The sequence below is a fragment of the Pantoea sp. DY-17 genome, assembly GCF_019795975.1.
In the GTDB taxonomy this organism is placed as follows: domain Bacteria; phylum Pseudomonadota; class Gammaproteobacteria; order Enterobacterales; family Enterobacteriaceae; genus Pantoea; species Pantoea leporis.
On record NZ_JAIMIG010000001.1, the window covers coordinates 706,612 to 722,971 of the forward strand.

17 protein-coding genes are annotated in these 16,360 nt (G+C 54.6%); 14 read left to right on the plus strand and 3 right to left on the minus strand.

What is annotated here, in order from left to right; all coding sequences use genetic code 11:
• Window positions 1–119: 119 nt before the first annotated feature.
• Both rne and K5Y33_RS03420 read right to left on the minus strand, forming a co-directional pair.
• A complete protein-coding gene (gene rne, locus K5Y33_RS03415; protein WP_222233252.1) occupies window positions 120–3,383 on the minus strand; it encodes a ribonuclease E in 3,264 nt (1,087 codons plus the stop codon).
• A gap of 64 nt (window positions 3,384–3,447) precedes the next feature.
• The gene (locus tag K5Y33_RS03420) at window positions 3,448–3,654 is read right to left on the minus strand and encodes a hypothetical protein (RefSeq protein ID WP_101760841.1); all 207 of its coding nucleotides are present in this window, start codon (window positions 3,652–3,654) and stop codon (window positions 3,448–3,450) included.
• A gap of 301 nt (window positions 3,655–3,955) precedes the next feature.
• On the opposite strand from K5Y33_RS03420, the gene rluC reads away from it, so the two are divergent.
• Window positions 3,956–4,912 carry a 23S rRNA pseudouridine(955/2504/2580) synthase RluC gene (gene rluC / locus K5Y33_RS03425; protein WP_222233253.1) on the plus strand — a complete coding sequence of 319 codons (957 nt, stop codon included), beginning with the start codon at window positions 3,956–3,958 and terminating at the stop codon, window positions 4,910–4,912.
• Window positions 4,913–4,923: 11 nt separating this feature from the next.
• Here rluC and K5Y33_RS03430 read toward each other — a convergent pair whose 3' ends face one another.
• A complete protein-coding gene (locus tag K5Y33_RS03430; RefSeq protein WP_222233254.1) occupies window positions 4,924–5,508 on the minus strand; it encodes a nucleoside triphosphate pyrophosphatase in 585 nt (194 codons plus the stop codon).
• 140 nt (window positions 5,509–5,648) lie between these two features.
• Between K5Y33_RS03430 and yceD the strand changes: the two genes are divergently transcribed.
• The 13 genes from yceD (at window position 5,649) to K5Y33_RS03495 (ending at window position 16,111) form a co-directional block, all read left to right on the plus strand.
• A complete protein-coding gene (gene yceD / locus K5Y33_RS03435; protein ID WP_007885785.1) occupies window positions 5,649–6,170 on the plus strand; it encodes a 23S rRNA accumulation protein YceD in 522 nt (173 codons plus the stop codon).
• A 14-nt stretch (window positions 6,171–6,184) separates the two neighbouring features.
• A complete protein-coding gene (gene rpmF / locus K5Y33_RS03440; protein WP_007885783.1) occupies window positions 6,185–6,355 on the plus strand; it encodes a 50S ribosomal protein L32 in 171 nt (56 codons plus the stop codon).
• 26 nt (window positions 6,356–6,381) lie between these two features.
• The gene (gene plsX / locus K5Y33_RS03445; protein WP_222233255.1) at window positions 6,382–7,422 is read left to right on the plus strand and encodes a phosphate acyltransferase PlsX; all 1,041 of its coding nucleotides are present in this window, start codon (window positions 6,382–6,384) and stop codon (window positions 7,420–7,422) included.
• Window positions 7,423–8,376 (plus strand): beta-ketoacyl-ACP synthase III, encoded by a 954-nt coding sequence (locus K5Y33_RS03450; protein ID WP_222233256.1) that lies wholly within the window; start codon window positions 7,423–7,425, stop codon window positions 8,374–8,376.
• A gap of 16 nt (window positions 8,377–8,392) precedes the next feature.
• A complete protein-coding gene (gene fabD / locus K5Y33_RS03455) occupies window positions 8,393–9,325 on the plus strand; it encodes an ACP S-malonyltransferase (protein WP_222233257.1) in 933 nt (310 codons plus the stop codon).
• Between the two features lie 10 nt (window positions 9,326–9,335).
• The gene (fabG, locus tag K5Y33_RS03460; RefSeq protein ID WP_007885776.1) at window positions 9,336–10,070 is read left to right on the plus strand and encodes a 3-oxoacyl-ACP reductase FabG; all 735 of its coding nucleotides are present in this window, start codon (window positions 9,336–9,338) and stop codon (window positions 10,068–10,070) included.
• 153 nt (window positions 10,071–10,223) lie between these two features.
• A complete protein-coding gene (gene acpP, locus K5Y33_RS03465; RefSeq protein ID WP_101760835.1) occupies window positions 10,224–10,460 on the plus strand; it encodes an acyl carrier protein in 237 nt (78 codons plus the stop codon).
• A gap of 85 nt (window positions 10,461–10,545) precedes the next feature.
• Window positions 10,546–11,787 (plus strand): beta-ketoacyl-ACP synthase II, encoded by a 1,242-nt coding sequence (gene fabF / locus K5Y33_RS03470; RefSeq protein WP_101760834.1) that lies wholly within the window; start codon window positions 10,546–10,548, stop codon window positions 11,785–11,787.
• 76 nt (window positions 11,788–11,863) lie between these two features.
• Entirely contained in the window at window positions 11,864–12,676 is an 813-nt protein-coding gene (gene pabC, locus K5Y33_RS03475; RefSeq protein WP_222233258.1) for an aminodeoxychorismate lyase, read from the plus strand.
• Window positions 12,673–13,692: an endolytic transglycosylase MltG gene (gene mltG, locus K5Y33_RS03480; RefSeq protein WP_222233259.1), complete on the plus strand. Its 1,020-nt coding sequence runs from the start codon at window positions 12,673–12,675 to the stop codon at window positions 13,690–13,692. The genes pabC and mltG overlap by 4 nt, the downstream gene beginning before the upstream one ends.
• A complete protein-coding gene (tmk, locus tag K5Y33_RS03485) occupies window positions 13,682–14,317 on the plus strand; it encodes a dTMP kinase (RefSeq protein WP_110865930.1) in 636 nt (211 codons plus the stop codon). Before mltG ends, tmk begins: the two co-directional genes overlap by 11 nt.
• A complete protein-coding gene (gene holB, locus K5Y33_RS03490) occupies window positions 14,314–15,303 on the plus strand; it encodes a DNA polymerase III subunit delta' (RefSeq protein WP_222233260.1) in 990 nt (329 codons plus the stop codon). Before tmk ends, holB begins: the two co-directional genes overlap by 4 nt.
• A 16-nt stretch (window positions 15,304–15,319) precedes the next feature.
• A complete protein-coding gene (locus K5Y33_RS03495) occupies window positions 15,320–16,111 on the plus strand; it encodes a metal-dependent hydrolase (protein WP_222233261.1) in 792 nt (263 codons plus the stop codon).
• The last annotated feature ends 249 nt before the right edge of the window (window positions 16,112–16,360 follow it).

A 16,360-nucleotide genomic window follows, 5' to 3' on the forward strand; every position in this document is an offset into this window, starting at 1 on the left:
CCGCCTTTCGGGGCTGTGGGATTTTTTTTGCCTGTTATTCAGGTCGCCATAAATGCCGCCTGCAGGCAATAAAAAACCCCGGACTGGCCGGGGTTTGATGTTGACTGACTTGCTAGAGGTTACGCGCTTTCCGGACGGGTTGCCGGTGCGGTTGCCTGATGCGTCGCGCTGTGACCACCGGCTGAGCCGCGGCCCTCGAAGCCAAAGGCTGGACGGACCCAGTCGCTGTTGCGAACCGGTTCAGGTTCCCACGCCGGTGCCGGTGCTTTGGTCATCGGTGCGGTAGCGTGATGCTTGAAGCGCGTCTCAACCGTGGTTACTGCGGTATCACGTGCCGCAACCGGCGCATGAGGTTCAGTGACTGGCGTGACTTCGGCTTCAGCGGCGACTGGCGCAGCCAGCACGTCTTCAACCTGAGCTTCAACGGCTGGCGATACATCGATCGGCGCCTGTTCAACAACTGCAGCCACTTCGCTTACTTCAGGCTTCGCTTCTTCAGCCACGGCAGCCGGTTCCGCTTCAGCCGCGGTTTCCTGAGCAACCTGTTCGTCAGCAGCAGAGATCACTGATGGCTCTTCGTTAACGGGCGCGGCAATCGGCGTGACGTCATCCGTATTCACCACGGGCACATCGGTGTGCGCCTGCGGTTCAACCTGATGTACGGCTTCTTCAGCGGCAACCTGCTCAACGGCCGGTTCAACAGCGGCAGCGGGTTGAGTCTCGGCATCCGGTGTTTGCTGATAACCGTAATCCGACACTTCATGCATCGCATCTTGCGTGCTGTACTCTTCCTGCGCTTGCGCAACCGGGTAAGAGATCCACACTTTGCCTGACGCCATTTCTGGTGAAGCAGCAGCAGATTCCAGCGGCATTGCAGACTGCGTTGGGTAACGCTCGTCACGATAGCGACGACGACGCTGACCGCTTACGCGCAGATGACGCGGTGAACGACGTGAACGGCGCGGCATGTTGGCGCTATCACGGTTATCGCTATCATCTTGCTCGTCATTGCTGGCTTCAGGATGCTCTTTGTACTGAGCACGCGGCGCAGTTTCAACGGCAGCATCATGAACCACCGGCGCTTCGACAGTGATGTCAGGCGTTTCGCCAACACGCACGCGCTGTGACAGCTGACGCTGCTTACGACGCGGCATGACCTGAACGCGTTCTTCTTCGTGCTCAACGTTTTCGTCAACCGCAGGCGCCTGAACAACCGGTTCAGCGGCTTTCTGATCCTGCTGCTGAGCACGTTTTTCTTCCTGACGACGACGCTGGCGATCGGCACGCTGTTCGCGGCGCTGTTGCTGCTGCTCATCACGTTGCTCAAGCGCTTCATCGCTCAGCACTGGACGCGCTTCACGCGGCTCGTTCTGGCGCTTGTTACGACGGTTGTCCTGATTATCACGCGGTTCGCGGGCTTCACGTGGCTCACGTGCTTCACGCGGCTCGCGCGGTTCACGACCTTCGCGCACCTGACCGTTCTCGCCATTACGCGGCGTACGTTCACGACGATTGTTGCGACGGTTGTTATTGTTACGACGTTCGCCACGCTGCTGGGTGTTTTCAGATTCAGCGGCAACAACGGCTGGGGTTTCCTGCTTAGTTTCAGCAGGCGCCGCAGCAGGCGCATCACCGGCAAACAGTTTCTTCAAGCCACTCAGCAGGCGAGCCACGAAACCAGTGTTGGTTACTGCAGGCGCAGCAACTGCTGGTTTGGTTTTCACTTCTGCTGCTGGCTGAGACTCTTTCACCACTTCAACCGGCGCAGGCGGCGCATCAGGCATCGCGAAGGCGGCCAGTGCTGGCTGCTCCGGACGACGACGCTCAGCGTGCTCTTCTTCAGAAGGCAGCGCCATTTCCGCTTCGTGCAGTTTCGGTAAGTGATAGCTCAGCGTTTGCGTCTCTTCGCCAGTACGAACACGCAGTACCGAGTAGTGTGGCGTTTCCATCTGATCGTTTGGCACGATGATGGCACGCACACCGCCCTGGCGTTTTTCGATGGCGCTAACGGCATCACGCTTTTCGTTCAGCAGGTAAGAGGCGACCTGAACCGGAACAATGGCATGCACTTCTTTAGTGTTGTCTTTCAGCGCTTCTTCTTCAATCAGACGCAGAATAGACAGCGACAGCGATTCGTTATCACGGATGGTGCCGGTTCCGCTGCAGCGTGGGCAGACGTGATGGCTGGATTCACCCAGTGACGGGCTCAGACGCTGACGCGACATCTCCAGCAAGCCGAAGCGTGAAATGTGGCTGATCTGAATACGCGCACGATCTTGGCGTACCGCTTCACGCAGACGATTTTCCACCGCGCGCTGGTGGCGCACTGGCGTCATGTCGATGAAGTCGATAACAATCAGGCCGCCGAGATCGCGCAGACGCAATTGGCGAGCAATCTCATCCGCCGCTTCCAGGTTGGTGTTGTACGCGGTTTCTTCGATATCACCGCCGCGGGTAGCGCGTGCGGAGTTGATATCAATCGCTGTCAGGGCTTCGGTGCTATCGATAACAATCGATCCGCCTGATGGCAGACGCACTTCACGCTGGAAGGCGGATTCAATCTGCGATTCGATTTGGTAGTGGCTGAACAGCGGGATTTCACCGGTGTAGAGTTTGATTTTGCTGCTGAAGTCCGGACGACCCAGTGCAGCAATGTGCTGACGGGCCAGTTCCAGTACTTTTGGATTATCGATAAGGATTTCACCGATATCCTGACGCAGATAGTCGCGGAAGGCGCGCACGATAACGTTGCTTTCCTGATGGATCAGGAAAGGCGCTGGGCGGCTGTCTGCGGCTTTCTTAATGGCTTCCCAGTGCTTCATACGGAAGCTGAGATCCCACTGCAGTGATTCGGCAGATTTACCCACGCCCGCAGTGCGGACGATTAATCCCATGCCGTCTGGAAGTTCCAGTGCGGAAAGTGCTTCTTTTAATTCGGTACGGTCGTCGCCCTCAATGCGGCGTGAAATACCACCGGCACGTGGGTTGTTCGGCATCAATACCAGATAGCTACCGGCCAGGGAAATAAAGGTGGTGAGTGCTGCACCTTTATTACCGCGTTCCTCTTTATCAATTTGAACGATAACTTCCTGACCTTCACGCAGCACATCTTTGATATTCGGACGACCATGTGCGTTGTAATTGGCGGGGAAGTATTCGCGGGAAATTTCTTTCAGAGGGAGGAAACCGTGACGTTCTGCACCATAATCGACAAATGCAGCTTCAAGGCTGGGTTCAACGCGAGTGATTTTACCTTTGTATATGTTGGCTTTTTTCTGTTCGTGTCCAGGACTTTCAATATCCAGATCGTACAGACGTTGTCCATCAACCAGGGCAACGCGCAACTCCTCCTGCTGAGTTGCGTTAATTAACATTCTTTTCATCGTGACTTACTCGTTATTCTCACATGAGTGATCTAGCTGCGGGCATCGTTACCCTGGACGAGAATCAACCGATGGCCCCGTGTCTTAATGCACTGACGTCAACCTCACGGTTGTCGGCGGCTAAAGGGGCGCAAATCTTGTCGGTGGCCTGTTTTTCATAAGGAAATCCAGCGCCTGAAGGTGGAAATGTTACAGAGTATTCAAAAATCCACACATCCTGGTCTGTCGTCCAGGCCGCAACCCGCAGCCCGCTAAGTGCCTGATTTAACATTACGTCTTACGCCATTGCTGCGTGTCCGTTAAATCCGGCAAAATGACTTATTTCGCTCTTTTTCCTGCCTGAATCTTTCCAGGGCAGAAACCCCTGCATTATTCCATTGCTAACTCACATTAAGCAAGGCGACTTTTGCCAAGCTGAGAAGTTTATTCATCCATAACCTGTTCATTTGCAGGGCTAATCATCGCATCGCTGAAAATGTCGCCATTTTCACCGTTTCAATACGCGACAAAGAGAGAGTTAAGCACAGAAAAAGGGGTGGCGCTATACAGGTACACTAATTAGAATCGCCGCCATGAAAACAGAGAATCCCGGCGTACAGTATGTCGCCATCACGGCTGAAAATGCCGGACAACGAATTGATAACTTTTTGCGCACCCAGCTCAAGGGCGTGCCGAAAAGCATGATTTATCGCATTTTGCGTAAAGGCGAAGTACGGGTAAATAAAAAGCGCGTGAAACCGGAATATAAGCTGGAGGATGGCGACGAGCTGCGTATTCCGCCGGTGCGGGTTGCCGAACGCGAAGAGAATACGGTTTCACCGAAACTGGATAAAGTTGCGGCGCTCACCAATGCCATTCTGTATGAAGATGATTACCTGATGGTGCTGAATAAACCGTCGGGCACTGCGGTGCACGGTGGCAGCGGATTAAGTTTTGGCGTGATTGAAGGGCTGCGTGCGCTGCGTCCGGAAGCGCGTTTCCTTGAGTTAGTCCATCGTCTGGATCGTGATACTTCTGGCATTCTGCTGGTGGCGAAGAAGCGTTCTGCTTTGCGCTCGCTGCATGAGCAACTGCGCGAAAAGGGCATGCAGAAGGATTACCTGGCGCTAGTGCGCGGTGACTGGCCGTCGCATCTGAAAGTGGTGCAGGCTCCGCTGCTAAAGAACATTTTGCAGAGCGGCGAACGCGTGGTGCGCGTGAGTGCGGAGGGCAAACCTTCCGAGACGCGCTTTAAAGTAGAAGAGCGTTTTGGTTTCGCGACTTTGGTGAAAGCCAGCCCGGTAACGGGCCGTACCCATCAGATTCGTGTGCATACGCTGCACGGTGGCCATCCGATCGCTTTTGACGATCGTTACGGCGACCGCGACTTTGATGCACAGCTGGGTTCGACGGGCTTGTCGCGTCTGTTCCTGCATGCGACTGCGTTGACCTTTACCCATCCCAACACCGGAGAAGTGCTGCGCATGGAAGCGCCACTGGATGGCGCACTGAAACACTGTCTTGCACAGCTGCGTCAGAAGAAAGACTGATTGAAGGGGCATCAACACAATGCGTTGATGCCCACCGCTCTTAACATCTCATTTAGCGCGATCAGCGGTAAGCCAATCAAGGTATTAGGATCGCGACCCTCTAGCTTGTCAAATAAACAAATCCCCAATCCTTCGCTTTTGAAGCTGCCGGCGCATTGTAGCGGTTGTTCCTTTTCGACGTAGCCGCGAATCTCTTCGGCACTCAACTCGCGGAAATGCACGGTAAAGGGTTCGCAAATAACCGATTGGGTGCCGCTCTGCGGTTGCAGAAGCGCCAGGCCGGTATAAAAGGTGATGGCGTTACCGCTGGCGGCCGCAAGTTGCTGGCAGGCCTTCTCCACGGTATGCGGTTTACCGGTTATCTCGCCATTCAATACACAAACCTGATCGGAACCGATAATCCAGCGGTCCGGGTAACGTGCGGCCAGCGCCTGCGCTTTGGCTAATGCCAGCCGCTGCACCAGCTCGGAGGCTGATTCATGCGGCAGCGGGGATTCGTCGCAATCGGGAGCGGCGGTAATAAAAGGCAGGCCCAGTTTGCTTAGCAGCGCCTGACGAAAAGGGGAGGTAGAAGCTAAAACTAAAGGTGTCGTCATTTTTTTTCAGAATAGATAGCGTAAAGATGACAGTCATTTTAAACTATGCGCCGCACTGGATGCGACTAACGGGTGAAAGATGCCGTAAACCGGCCTTTTTCTTTGACTCTATGACGTTACAAAGTTAATATGCGCGCCCTATGCAAAAGGTAAAATTACCCCTGACGCTCGATCCGGTCCGCGCCGCGCAAAAACGCCTTGATTATCATGGTGTTTATGCACCTGAATTGGTGGCGCGCTTGGCCGAAACGGTCGTGAGTGTGGACAGTGAAGTTGAATGCGATATGTCGTTTGCGGTTGATAACCAGCGCCTCGCAGTTCTGCAAGGAACAGCCGAAGTGCAGGTGACTCTGTCATGTCAACGCTGCAACCAGTCGTTTCCACGTCATGTTCACGTAAGCTATTGCTTCAGTCCTGTCTCTTCTGATGAACAGGCCGAGGCACTACCGGAAGCCTACGAGCCAGTTGATGTCAATGATTTTGGTGAGATCGACTTGCTGGCAGTGATCGAAGATGAGCTCATCCTCGCGCTGCCCGTGGTTCCGGTGCATGATTCTGAACACTGTGAAGTGTCCGACGCGGACATGGTATTTGGTCAATTGCCTCCAGAGGCAGAAAAACCAAATCCCTTTGCCGTATTAGCCAGTTTAAAGCGTAAGTAATAGGAGTAAGGTCCATGGCCGTACAACAGAATAAACCAACCCGTTCTAAGCGTGGTATGCGTCGTTCACACGATGCGCTGACCACTGCTGCTCTGTCAGTAGATAAAGTTTCTGGCGAAACTCATCTGCGTCACCATATCACTGCGGATGGTTACTACCGCGGTCGCAAGGTTATCACCAAGTAATCCTCGCGATTACACAAGGCGATACCTTGACACGTTTGACCCTGGCAGTTGATGCCATGGGCGGGGACTTCGGTCCTTGCGTGACAGTGCCTGCAGCCTTGCAGGCACTGGCCTCTCATTCGGAGCTGGTTCTTCTTCTGGTCGGCGATCCCGACATCATCTCGTCATTTCTTGCCAAAGCGGATTCCTCGTTACAGAGGCGTGTGCAGGTTATTCCTGCCGAATCGGTTATTGCAAGTGATGCCAAACCTTCTCAGGCGATTCGTAACAGCCGCGGCAGTTCCATGCGTGTGGCGTTAGAGTTGGTCAAAGAGGGGAAAGCACAAGCCTGTGTCAGTGCGGGAAATACCGGCGCACTGATGGGCCTGGCGAAAATGCTATTAAAACCGCTGGATGGCATTGAGCGTCCGGCGTTGATGACGGTGTTGCCGCATCAGCAGCATGGCAAAACGGTGGTGCTGGATCTCGGCGCTAACGTTGAATCCGACAGCGCCATGCTGGTGCAGTTTGCGATCATGGGCGCAGTGATGGCCGAAGAAGTATTGGAGATCGCCCAGCCGCGTGTTGCGCTGCTGAATATTGGTCAGGAAGAGACCAAAGGATTGGAAACAATCCGCGCCGCATCTGCGGTGCTGCGAGCGTCACCGCAAATCAACTATATTGGATATCTTGAGGGGAACGATCTCCTCACCGGCAAGACGGATGTGCTGGTTTGTGATGGCTTCGTTGGTAACGTCACGTTGAAGACCATGGAAGGCGTGGTAAGAATGTTCCTCTCTCTGATTAAATCGTCAGAGGAAGGAAAAAAACGGGCCTGGTGGCTAACATTGCTGGGACGCTGGATTCAAAAGCGTCTGGCGAAGCGTTTCGGCCATCTCAACCCCGACCAGTACAATGGCGCTTGTCTGTTAGGATTGCGCGGGACAGTGATCAAAAGCCACGGTGCGGCGAATCAACGTGCATTTGCCGTGGCGATAGAGCAGGCAGGGCAGACGGTGCGAAAGCAAGTCCCTGAAAGGATTGCGGCGCGCCTTGACACTGTATTAGCCAGGAGTGACAAAGCGTAGATGTTTACCAAAATTATCGGTACGGGCAGCTATTTGCCTGAGCAGATTCGCTCCAATGCGGATCTGGAAAAAATGGTCGAGACGACGGACGAGTGGATTGTCACCCGTACCGGCATCCGTGAGCGTCGTATTGCCGCTCCGGAAGAAACCGTTGCTACTATGGGCTTCACCGCAGCACAGCGCGCGTTGGAAATGGCGGGTGTGAATGCGAGCGAAATTGGCCTGATCATTGTGGCGACCACCTCTTCCAGCCATGCCTTCCCAAGTTCAGCATGCATGATCCAGCAAATGCTGGAGATTAACGATTGCGCTGCCTTCGATTTGGCCGCTGCTTGTGCGGGCTTCACCTATGCACTGAGCGTTGCCGATCAATACATTAAAAATGGTGCGGTAAAACATGCGCTGGTGATCGGTGCAGACGTGCTGGCACGTACGCTCGATCCTAACGATCGCGGCACCATCATTCTGTTTGGTGATGGCGCGGGCGCGGTGGTGCTGAGTCAAAGCGAAGAGCCAGGCATCCTTTCTACCCATCTGCACGCCGACGGCCGTTACAGCAAACTGCTGACGCTGCCGCATCAGGATCGTGCCCATCAGGATGAGCCTGCTTATCTGACGATGGCGGGGAATGAAGTCTTCAAAGTGGCCGTGACTGAACTGGCGCACATTGTGGATGAAACTCTGCAAGCCAACAATCTTGATCGTGAAATGCTCGACTGGCTGGTGCCGCATCAGGCGAATCTGCGCATTATTAGCGCAACCGCCAAAAAGCTCGGTATGGGCATGGAGAAAGTTGTGGTCACGCTGGATCGTCACGGTAATACCTCGGCCGCGTCAGTGCCAAGTGCACTTGACGAAGCGGTGCGCGATGGCCGTATCAAGCCGGGACAACTGATTCTGCTGGAAGCCTTTGGTGGCGGTTTCACCTGGGGTTCTGCGCTGGTTCGCTTTTGATTGACAGGAACGAAAGATGACGCAATTTGCTTATGTTTTCCCAGGACAGGGATCGCAGACCGTCGGCATGTTAGCCGAGCTGGCCGCTGAAAACCCGCAGGTTGAAGCCACTTTCCGTGAAGCTTCTGACGCACTGGGTTATGACTTATGGCAGCTGGTCCAGCAGGGACCAGCTGAAGAATTGAATAAAACCTGGCAGACACAGCCTGCGCTGCTGGCGGCTTCTGTTGCCATCTATCGCGTATTGCAGAGCAAAAATGCGGTGCAGCCAAGCATGATGGCCGGTCACAGCCTTGGTGAATACTCGGCGCTGGTTTGTGCCGGTGTGCTGAATTTCGCTGACGCCATTAAATTGGTTGAGCTGCGCGGCAAACTGATGCAGAAAGCGGTACCGGAAGGTACTGGCGCTATGCAGGCGATTATCGGCCTGGATGATGCATCCATCCGTAAAGCCTGTGAAGAGAGCGCTCAAGGCCAGGTGGTTTCACCGGTTAACTTCAACTCGCCGGGCCAGGTGGTTATCGCGGGCAACAAAGAAGCGGTTGAACGTGCGGGTGCAGCCTGTAAAGCTGCCGGTGCCAAACGTGCATTGCCGCTGCCAGTCAGCGTGCCATCGCACTGTGCGTTGATGAAACCTGCTGCCGATAAGCTGGCAGTAGCGCTCGAAGCGATCATCTTTAGTGCGCCTTCGGTGCCGGTGGTGAATAACGTCGACGTGAAGTGTGAAACTGAAGGTGCTGCGATTCGAAGTGCGCTGGTCCGTCAGCTGTATAGCCCCGTGCGCTGGACCGAATCGGTCGAATTTATTGCTGCGCAGGGCGTTGAGCAGCTGCTGGAAGTCGGTCCAGGTAAAGTTCTGACCGGTCTGACCAAACGTATTGTGGATAGCCTGAGTGCCGCTGCGGTGAACGATTCTGCTTCACTGAGCGCTGCACTTACCCAGGAATAAGAGGAAAAACATGAGCTTTGAAGGTAAAGTAGCGCTGGTTACCGGTGCAAGCCGTGGAATTGGTCGCGCCATTGCGGAAACGCTGGCTGCGCGCGGTGCCAAAGTGGTGGGAACCGCCACCAGTGCAAGCGGTGCGGAAGCAATCAGTGCTTACCTCGGCGACAAGGGCAAAGGCCTGCTGCTGAACGTTACTGATGCCGCCTCAATTGAGAGCGTCCTCGAACAAGTTCGCGCCGAATTTGGCGAAGTGGACATTTTAGTCAATAATGCAGGCATTACGCGTGACAATCTGTTGATGCGCATGAAAGACGATGAGTGGGCGGATATCCTTGATACCAACCTGACATCTGTCTTCCGTCTTTCTAAGGCGGTTATGCGTGCCATGATGAAAAAACGCGTGGGCCGTATCATTACCATCGGTTCTGTAGTTGGGACCATGGGTAACGCGGGTCAGGCAAACTATGCGGCTGCAAAAGCAGGTTTGATTGGCTTTAGCAAATCACTGGCGCGAGAAATTGCGTCACGTGGCATTACTGTAAACGTCGTGGCTCCGGGCTTTATCGAGACGGACATGACGCGTGCACTGAACGAAGATCAACGTTCGGGTATTTTGGCAGAAGTTCCCGCAGGTCGTTTAGGTGACCCGCAGGAGATTGCCAATGCTGTTGCATTCTTAGCCTCTGACGAAGCAGCCTATATCACGGGTGAAACGCTTCATGTCAATGGCGGCATGTACATGGTCTGATAATCACGAAAACATTTGCTTTATCTACGGTAAACACCGCAGAATAACGCAAAATCGTGGTTCGACCAGCCGGGATTTTGTTGCATCTTTTTCAACATTTTATACACTACGAAAACCATCGCGAAAGCGAGTTTTGATAGGAAATTAAATAGTATGAGCGATATCGAACAACGCGTTAAGAAAATCGTAGCTGAGCAGCTGGGTGTTAAAGAAGACGAAGTGATTAACACTGCTTCTTTCGTTGAAGACCTTGGTGCAGATTCTCTTGACACCGTTGAGCTGGTAATGGCTCTGGAAGAAGAGTTTGATACTGAAATTCCAGACGAAGAAGCTGAGAAAATCACTACCGTTCAGGCAGCGATCGACTACATCACTAGCCATCAAGGTTAATGAATATCTTCAGGCGGTCACCTCGACCGCCTGAGTTTTATGTTTGCCCCACATAGCGTTATTTTTCCCTCCCTGGAGGACGTGCGTGTCTAAGCGTCGTGTAGTTGTGACTGGTCTTGGCATGTTGTCTCCTGTCGGCAATACCGTAGAGTCTACCTGGAGTGCTCTCCTTGCCGGTCAGAGCGGCATTAGCCTGATCGACCATTTTGATACTAGTGCCTACGCAACGCGTTTTGCGGGCTTAGTAAGAGATTTTAATTGCGATGATTTCATCTCGCGCAAAGATCAGCGCAAGATGGATGACTTCATCCAATACGGCATCGTTGCTGGTATTCAGGCTATGGCAGACTCCGGTCTGGTCGTAACCGATGAGAATGCTGGTCGCATTGGTGCGGCAATCGGTTCTGGTATTGGCGGACTGGGTTTAATCGAAGATAACCACAGCTCGCTGGTCAACGGTGGACCGCGCAAAATCAGCCCATTCTTCGTGCCTTCAACCATCGTCAACATGGTTGCTGGTCATCTCACCATCATGTACGGCCTGAAAGGTCCAAGCATCTCTATCGCAACTGCCTGTACGTCTGGTGTGCACAACATTGGTCATGCAGCGCGTATCATTGCGTATAACGATGCTGATGTGATGTTGGCCGGTGGTGCGGAGAAAGCCAGTACGCCACTTGGTGTCGGTGGTTTTGGTGCTGCTCGTGCGCTCTCCACGCGTAATGACAATCCTCAGGCGGCAAGCCGTCCGTGGGATAAAGATCGTGACGGTTTCGTGTTGGGTGACGGTGCTGGCATTGTCGTACTGGAAGAGTACGAACACGCTAAGAAACGTGGTGCGAAGATTTATGCTGAGATCATTGGTTTCGGCATGAGCAGCGATGCTTACCACATGACGTCACCTCCGGAAGACGGTTCAGGTGCAGCCGCGGCGATGGTTAACGCGCTACGTGACGCGCAGCTGAACGCTGAGCAGATCGGTTATGTCAACGCGCATGGCACCTCGACGCCAGCCGGTGACAAAGCGGAAGCGCAGGCGGTGAAATCGGTGTTTGGTGCGGCAGCTCACAGTGTGATGGTCAGCTCTACCAAGTCGATGACTGGCCACCTGTTGGGTGCGGCGGGTGCAGTAGAAGCGATTTATTCGATTCTGGCGCTGCGCGACCAGGCGATTCCACCGACCATCAACCTCGACAATCCTGACGAAGGTTGCGATCTGGACTTCGTGCCGCATACGGCGCGCCAGGTCAGCGGACTGGAGTACACCTTGTGTAACTCCTTTGGATTTGGCGGCACTAACGGCTCGCTGATCTTCCGCAAGGTTTAATCGCTCCTCAGCCATACAGAGGCCCGCAATGCGGGCCTTTTTTATATTTTCTACCGGGCTAATCAAGGCGGCCAGCATGTGGATAAACGGCATACCGCAAACCGAGCTTTCAGCACGCGATCGCGCAGTGCAATTTGGTGATGGCTGCTTTACCACCGCCGCGGTGATTAACGGCCATGTTGTGATGCTGGATGCGCATCTGCAGCGGCTCAAAGAGGGCTGTGCAAGGCTAATGATGGATGCGCCGGATTTAGTTCAGCTCGCTACAGAAATGCATAATGCCGCTGCGGGACACACACAGGCGGTGCTGAAGGTGATCGTGACGCCGGGCGAAGGCGGACGCGGTTACAGCCGCGCAGGCTGCCACTCACCTACGCGCATTCTTTCGCTCTCGCCGTGGCCGCAGCATTACGCCACGTTGCAACAGCAGGGCGCTGTGCTCCACACCAGCCCAATACGTCTGGCGCGCAATCCGTTGCTGGCCGGCGTAAAACACCTGAATCGCCTTGAGCAAGTGCTGATTCGCCAGCATCTTGACCAGACGGGCGGTGACGAGGCGCTGGTGCTTGACACTGGCGGGACGGTGGTGGAATGCTGTGCGGCCAATTTATTCTGGCGCAAAGGCAACAACGTCTTTACGCCGCAGCTTGAGCAGGCTGGCGTGGATGGCATTATGCGTCGTTATCTGATGGCGCAGATGGCCGCGAATGGCCAGACTTGTCAGCTGATTGATGGCAGCAGGGACGACGTATTGAACGCCGATGAAGTGGTGATATGTAACGCCCTGATGCCCGTTTTACCCGTGCGGCAAATTGACGACGTTTCGTTTACCGCACGCTCGCTGTATCAGCAACTGCGCGCCAGTTGCCCGACGATGGAAGCATCATGACTCGAATGAAAAAAATTCTCGCAGGCGTTGTGGTTGTCGCAGGACTCGCCGCCGCCTTTAGCTATTGGCAGATTGCACGTTTAGCCGATACGCCCTTGACACTGCAGCAGGAAACCATTTACACCTTGCCCGCTGGCAGCGGTCGCGTGGTACTGGAAGCGCAACTGGAAAGTCAGAAGATCATTCCGCAAAGTATCTGGTTTGGGCCGCTGCTGAAACTGGAACCGGAACTGGCACGTTTTAAAGCCGGTACCTATCGCCTGGAAACCGGCATGACGGTGCGCCAGCTACTGCAACTGTTAGCCAGCGGTAAAGAAGCGCAATTCCCGGTGCGTTTTATTGAAGGTTCGCGTCTTACCGAGTGGTTAGCCGAGCTGCGCAAAGCGCCATACCTGAAACACACGCTGAGTGACGATCAATTTGCCACCGTTGCCGCCGCGCTCAAACTTGACGTCAGCCAGCTGGAAGGCAGTTTCTATCCGGATACCTATCTCTACACCGCCAATACCAGCGATGTGGCGCTGCTGGAGCGTGCCCATGCGCGCATGAACAAGCTGGTCGATGAGATTTGGCAGGGACGCATGGAGAATCTGCCTTACAAGAAAGAGCAGGACATGGTCACCATGGCATCGATCATTGAGAAAGAGACCGGCGTGAGCGAAGAGCGCGCGCGTGTGGCGTCGGTGTTTATCAACCGCCTGCGGACCGGAATGAAACTGCAAACCGATCCCACGGTGATTTACGGCATGGGCGACAGCTACACCGGCACGCTAACGCGTAAAAATCTGGAAACGCCGACCGACTACAACACTTACACCATTAGCGGTATGCCGCCGGGACCGATCGCGATGCCGGGCCGTGCTTCACTGGAAGCGGCTGCGCATCCGGAAAAAACCAATTACCTCTATTTTGTCGCGGATGGCAAAGGTGGACACACCTTTACCACCAATCTGGCCAGCCACAACAAAGCGGTGCAGGTTTACCGGCTGGCAATGAAGGAAAAAAATGAAAAGTAAGTTTATCGTCATTGAAGGCCTGGAAGGTGCAGGCAAAACCACCGCACGCGATGCGCTGGTTGCCGTGCTGCATGAGCACGGCATTAATGATGTCGTCTTCACGCGCGAGCCCGGCGGTACGCCGCTGGCGGAACAATTGCGTATATTGGTCAAGCAGGGCATAGATGGCGAGCAGGTGACCGATAAAGCCGAGCTGCTGATGCTGTACGCGGCACGCGTGCAGCTGGTAGAGAACGTCATCAAACCGGCGCTGGCACGCGGTGCCTGGGTGGTGGGCGATCGCCACGATCTCTCTTCCCAAGCCTATCAGGGCGGCGGACGCGGACTGGATGCGCAACTGATGACCACGCTGCGTGATGCGGTGCTGGGCGATTTCCGTCCCGATCTCACACTCTATCTCGACGTCACGCCAGAAATTGGATTGCAGCGCGCCCGCGCACGCGGTGAGCTGGATCGCATTGAGCAGGAATCATTGCGCTTCTTCGAGCGCACGCGTGAACGCTATCTGGCCTTAGCTGCTCAGGATCCATCGATACTCACCATTGATGCGGGGCAAAACATTGCAAACGTGACATCGTCACTTCAACGCACCTTGCGTAGCTGGCTGGCAGGCCAATCCGCATGAATTGGTATCCGTGGTTGAATCAGCCTTATCGACAAATCATCGCCCGCCATCAAAGCGGCCAGGCGCATCACGCGCTGTTGGTACAAGCCATTGCAGGCATGGGTGACGATGCGCTGATCTGGGGCGTGAGCCGTTGGTTGATGTGTTTACAGCCGGAAGGATTGAAAAGTTGCGGCCATTGCCACGGCTGCCAGTTAATGCAGGCGCACACGCATCCCGATTGGTATCGCCTGGAAGCCGAAAAGGGGAAATCTTCGCTCGGTATTGATGCGGTGCGCGACGTCACTGAAAAGCTGTATCACTTTGCTCAGCAGGGCGGCGCAAAAATCGTTTGGTTGCCCGATGCTGCGCAGCTGACGGAAGCCGCCGCCAACGCATTATTGAAAACGCTGGAAGAACCACCGGCCAATTGCTGGTTTTTCCTCAGCGTGCGCGAACCTTCACGCCTGCTGCCTACGTTGCGCAGTCGCTGCATGACGTGGCATCTGTCGCCGCCGGAAGAGGCGCATAGCCTGCAATGGCTGCAGAAACAGCAACCGCAGCCGGAAGAGAAGCTGCGCGCTGCCTTGCGTTTGAGTAATGGCGCACCTGCCGCCGCCTTGACGCTGTTGCAGCCCGAGCGCTGGCAGGCGCGTGAAACGTTGTGTGAAACGCTGATTAAGGCGCTCAACGGCGATGTGCTGCAGCTGTTACCCGCGCTAAACAGTGAAGATGTGGCCGTACGTCTCAGCTGGCTGATTTCACTGCTGGTGGATGCGATGAAAGTGCAGCAGGGCGCAAGTCAGTGGCTGAGCAACGGTGATCATCCGGATGTGGTCACACAGTTGGCGCAAAGAATGAACAGCAGTGCGCTTAACAGCAGCGCGCAGCAATGGATGCAGTGTCGCGAACAGCTGTTGCATGTCGCCGCACTCAACCGTGAATTAATGTTGACCGATCGTTTACTCGCCTGGGGACGTTCACTGACTCCGGCAACGGTCGGCTAAGCAAAAAGAGAGCTCTATGTTTATTGTCGATTCCCACTGCCATCTGGATGGCCTCGATTATGAAAAGCACCATAGCGATCTGGATGATGTCATCGCCAAAGCGGCGGCGCGCGATGTGAAGTTTATGCTGGCGATTGCCACCACCTTGCCGGATTACTACAAAATCAAACAGCTGGTAGGCGATCGTGAAAACGTCGCGCTGGCTTGTGGCGTCCATCCGCTTAATCAGGAAGCGCCGTACGACGTCGAAGAGTTCCGCCGTCTGGCCGCAGAGGATCGCGTGGTCGCGCTGGGTGAAACCGGGCTGGACTATTTCTATCAGCAGGAAACCAAAGCGCAGCAACAAGCTTCGTTTCGTGAGCACATTCGTACCGGCATTGCGTTAAATAAACCGATCATCGTGCACACGCGTGATGCGCGTGAAGACACGCTGGCGATTCTGCGCGAAGAGCAGGTAGAGAAGTGCGGCGGCGTGCTGCACTGTTTTACCGAAGATAAAGAGACCGCCGCCAAATTGCTCGATCTCGGTTTTTATATCTCTTTCTCCGGCATTCTGACTTTCCGCAACGCCGAACAGATCCGCGATGCGGCGCGCTACGTGCCGCTTGATCGTATGCTGGTGGAAACCGATTCGCCGTATCTGGCGCCGGTACCGCACCGTGGTAAAGAGAATCAGCCAGCGTTTACGCGTGATGTGGCGGATTACATGGCGGTGTTAAAAGGCGTTGATATCGAAACGCTGGCCGCTGCTACCACCGAAAATTTCTCCCGCCTGTTCCACATCCCGATGAGTCGCCTCGGCGGCTAAACGCTTTATTTCAAACGCTGTAATTAATCACCAATCACTCTCCTGCACTGCGTCTTACGGGACGCAGGCAGTGTTTTATTGCTGTTTAATAGCGCAAGTCAGTAAGAAATGACTGAAAGGAAAGGGGCGTCCTTAGCGAAATGTGATGGCCGTCAATTTAACAATTAGCGATTTATTTTACTCTTCGTAATAAATCAAAAGACGCTCAGCGTCACCCCGGCGAAGGATCCTCCCCCTAAGCCATGCGCA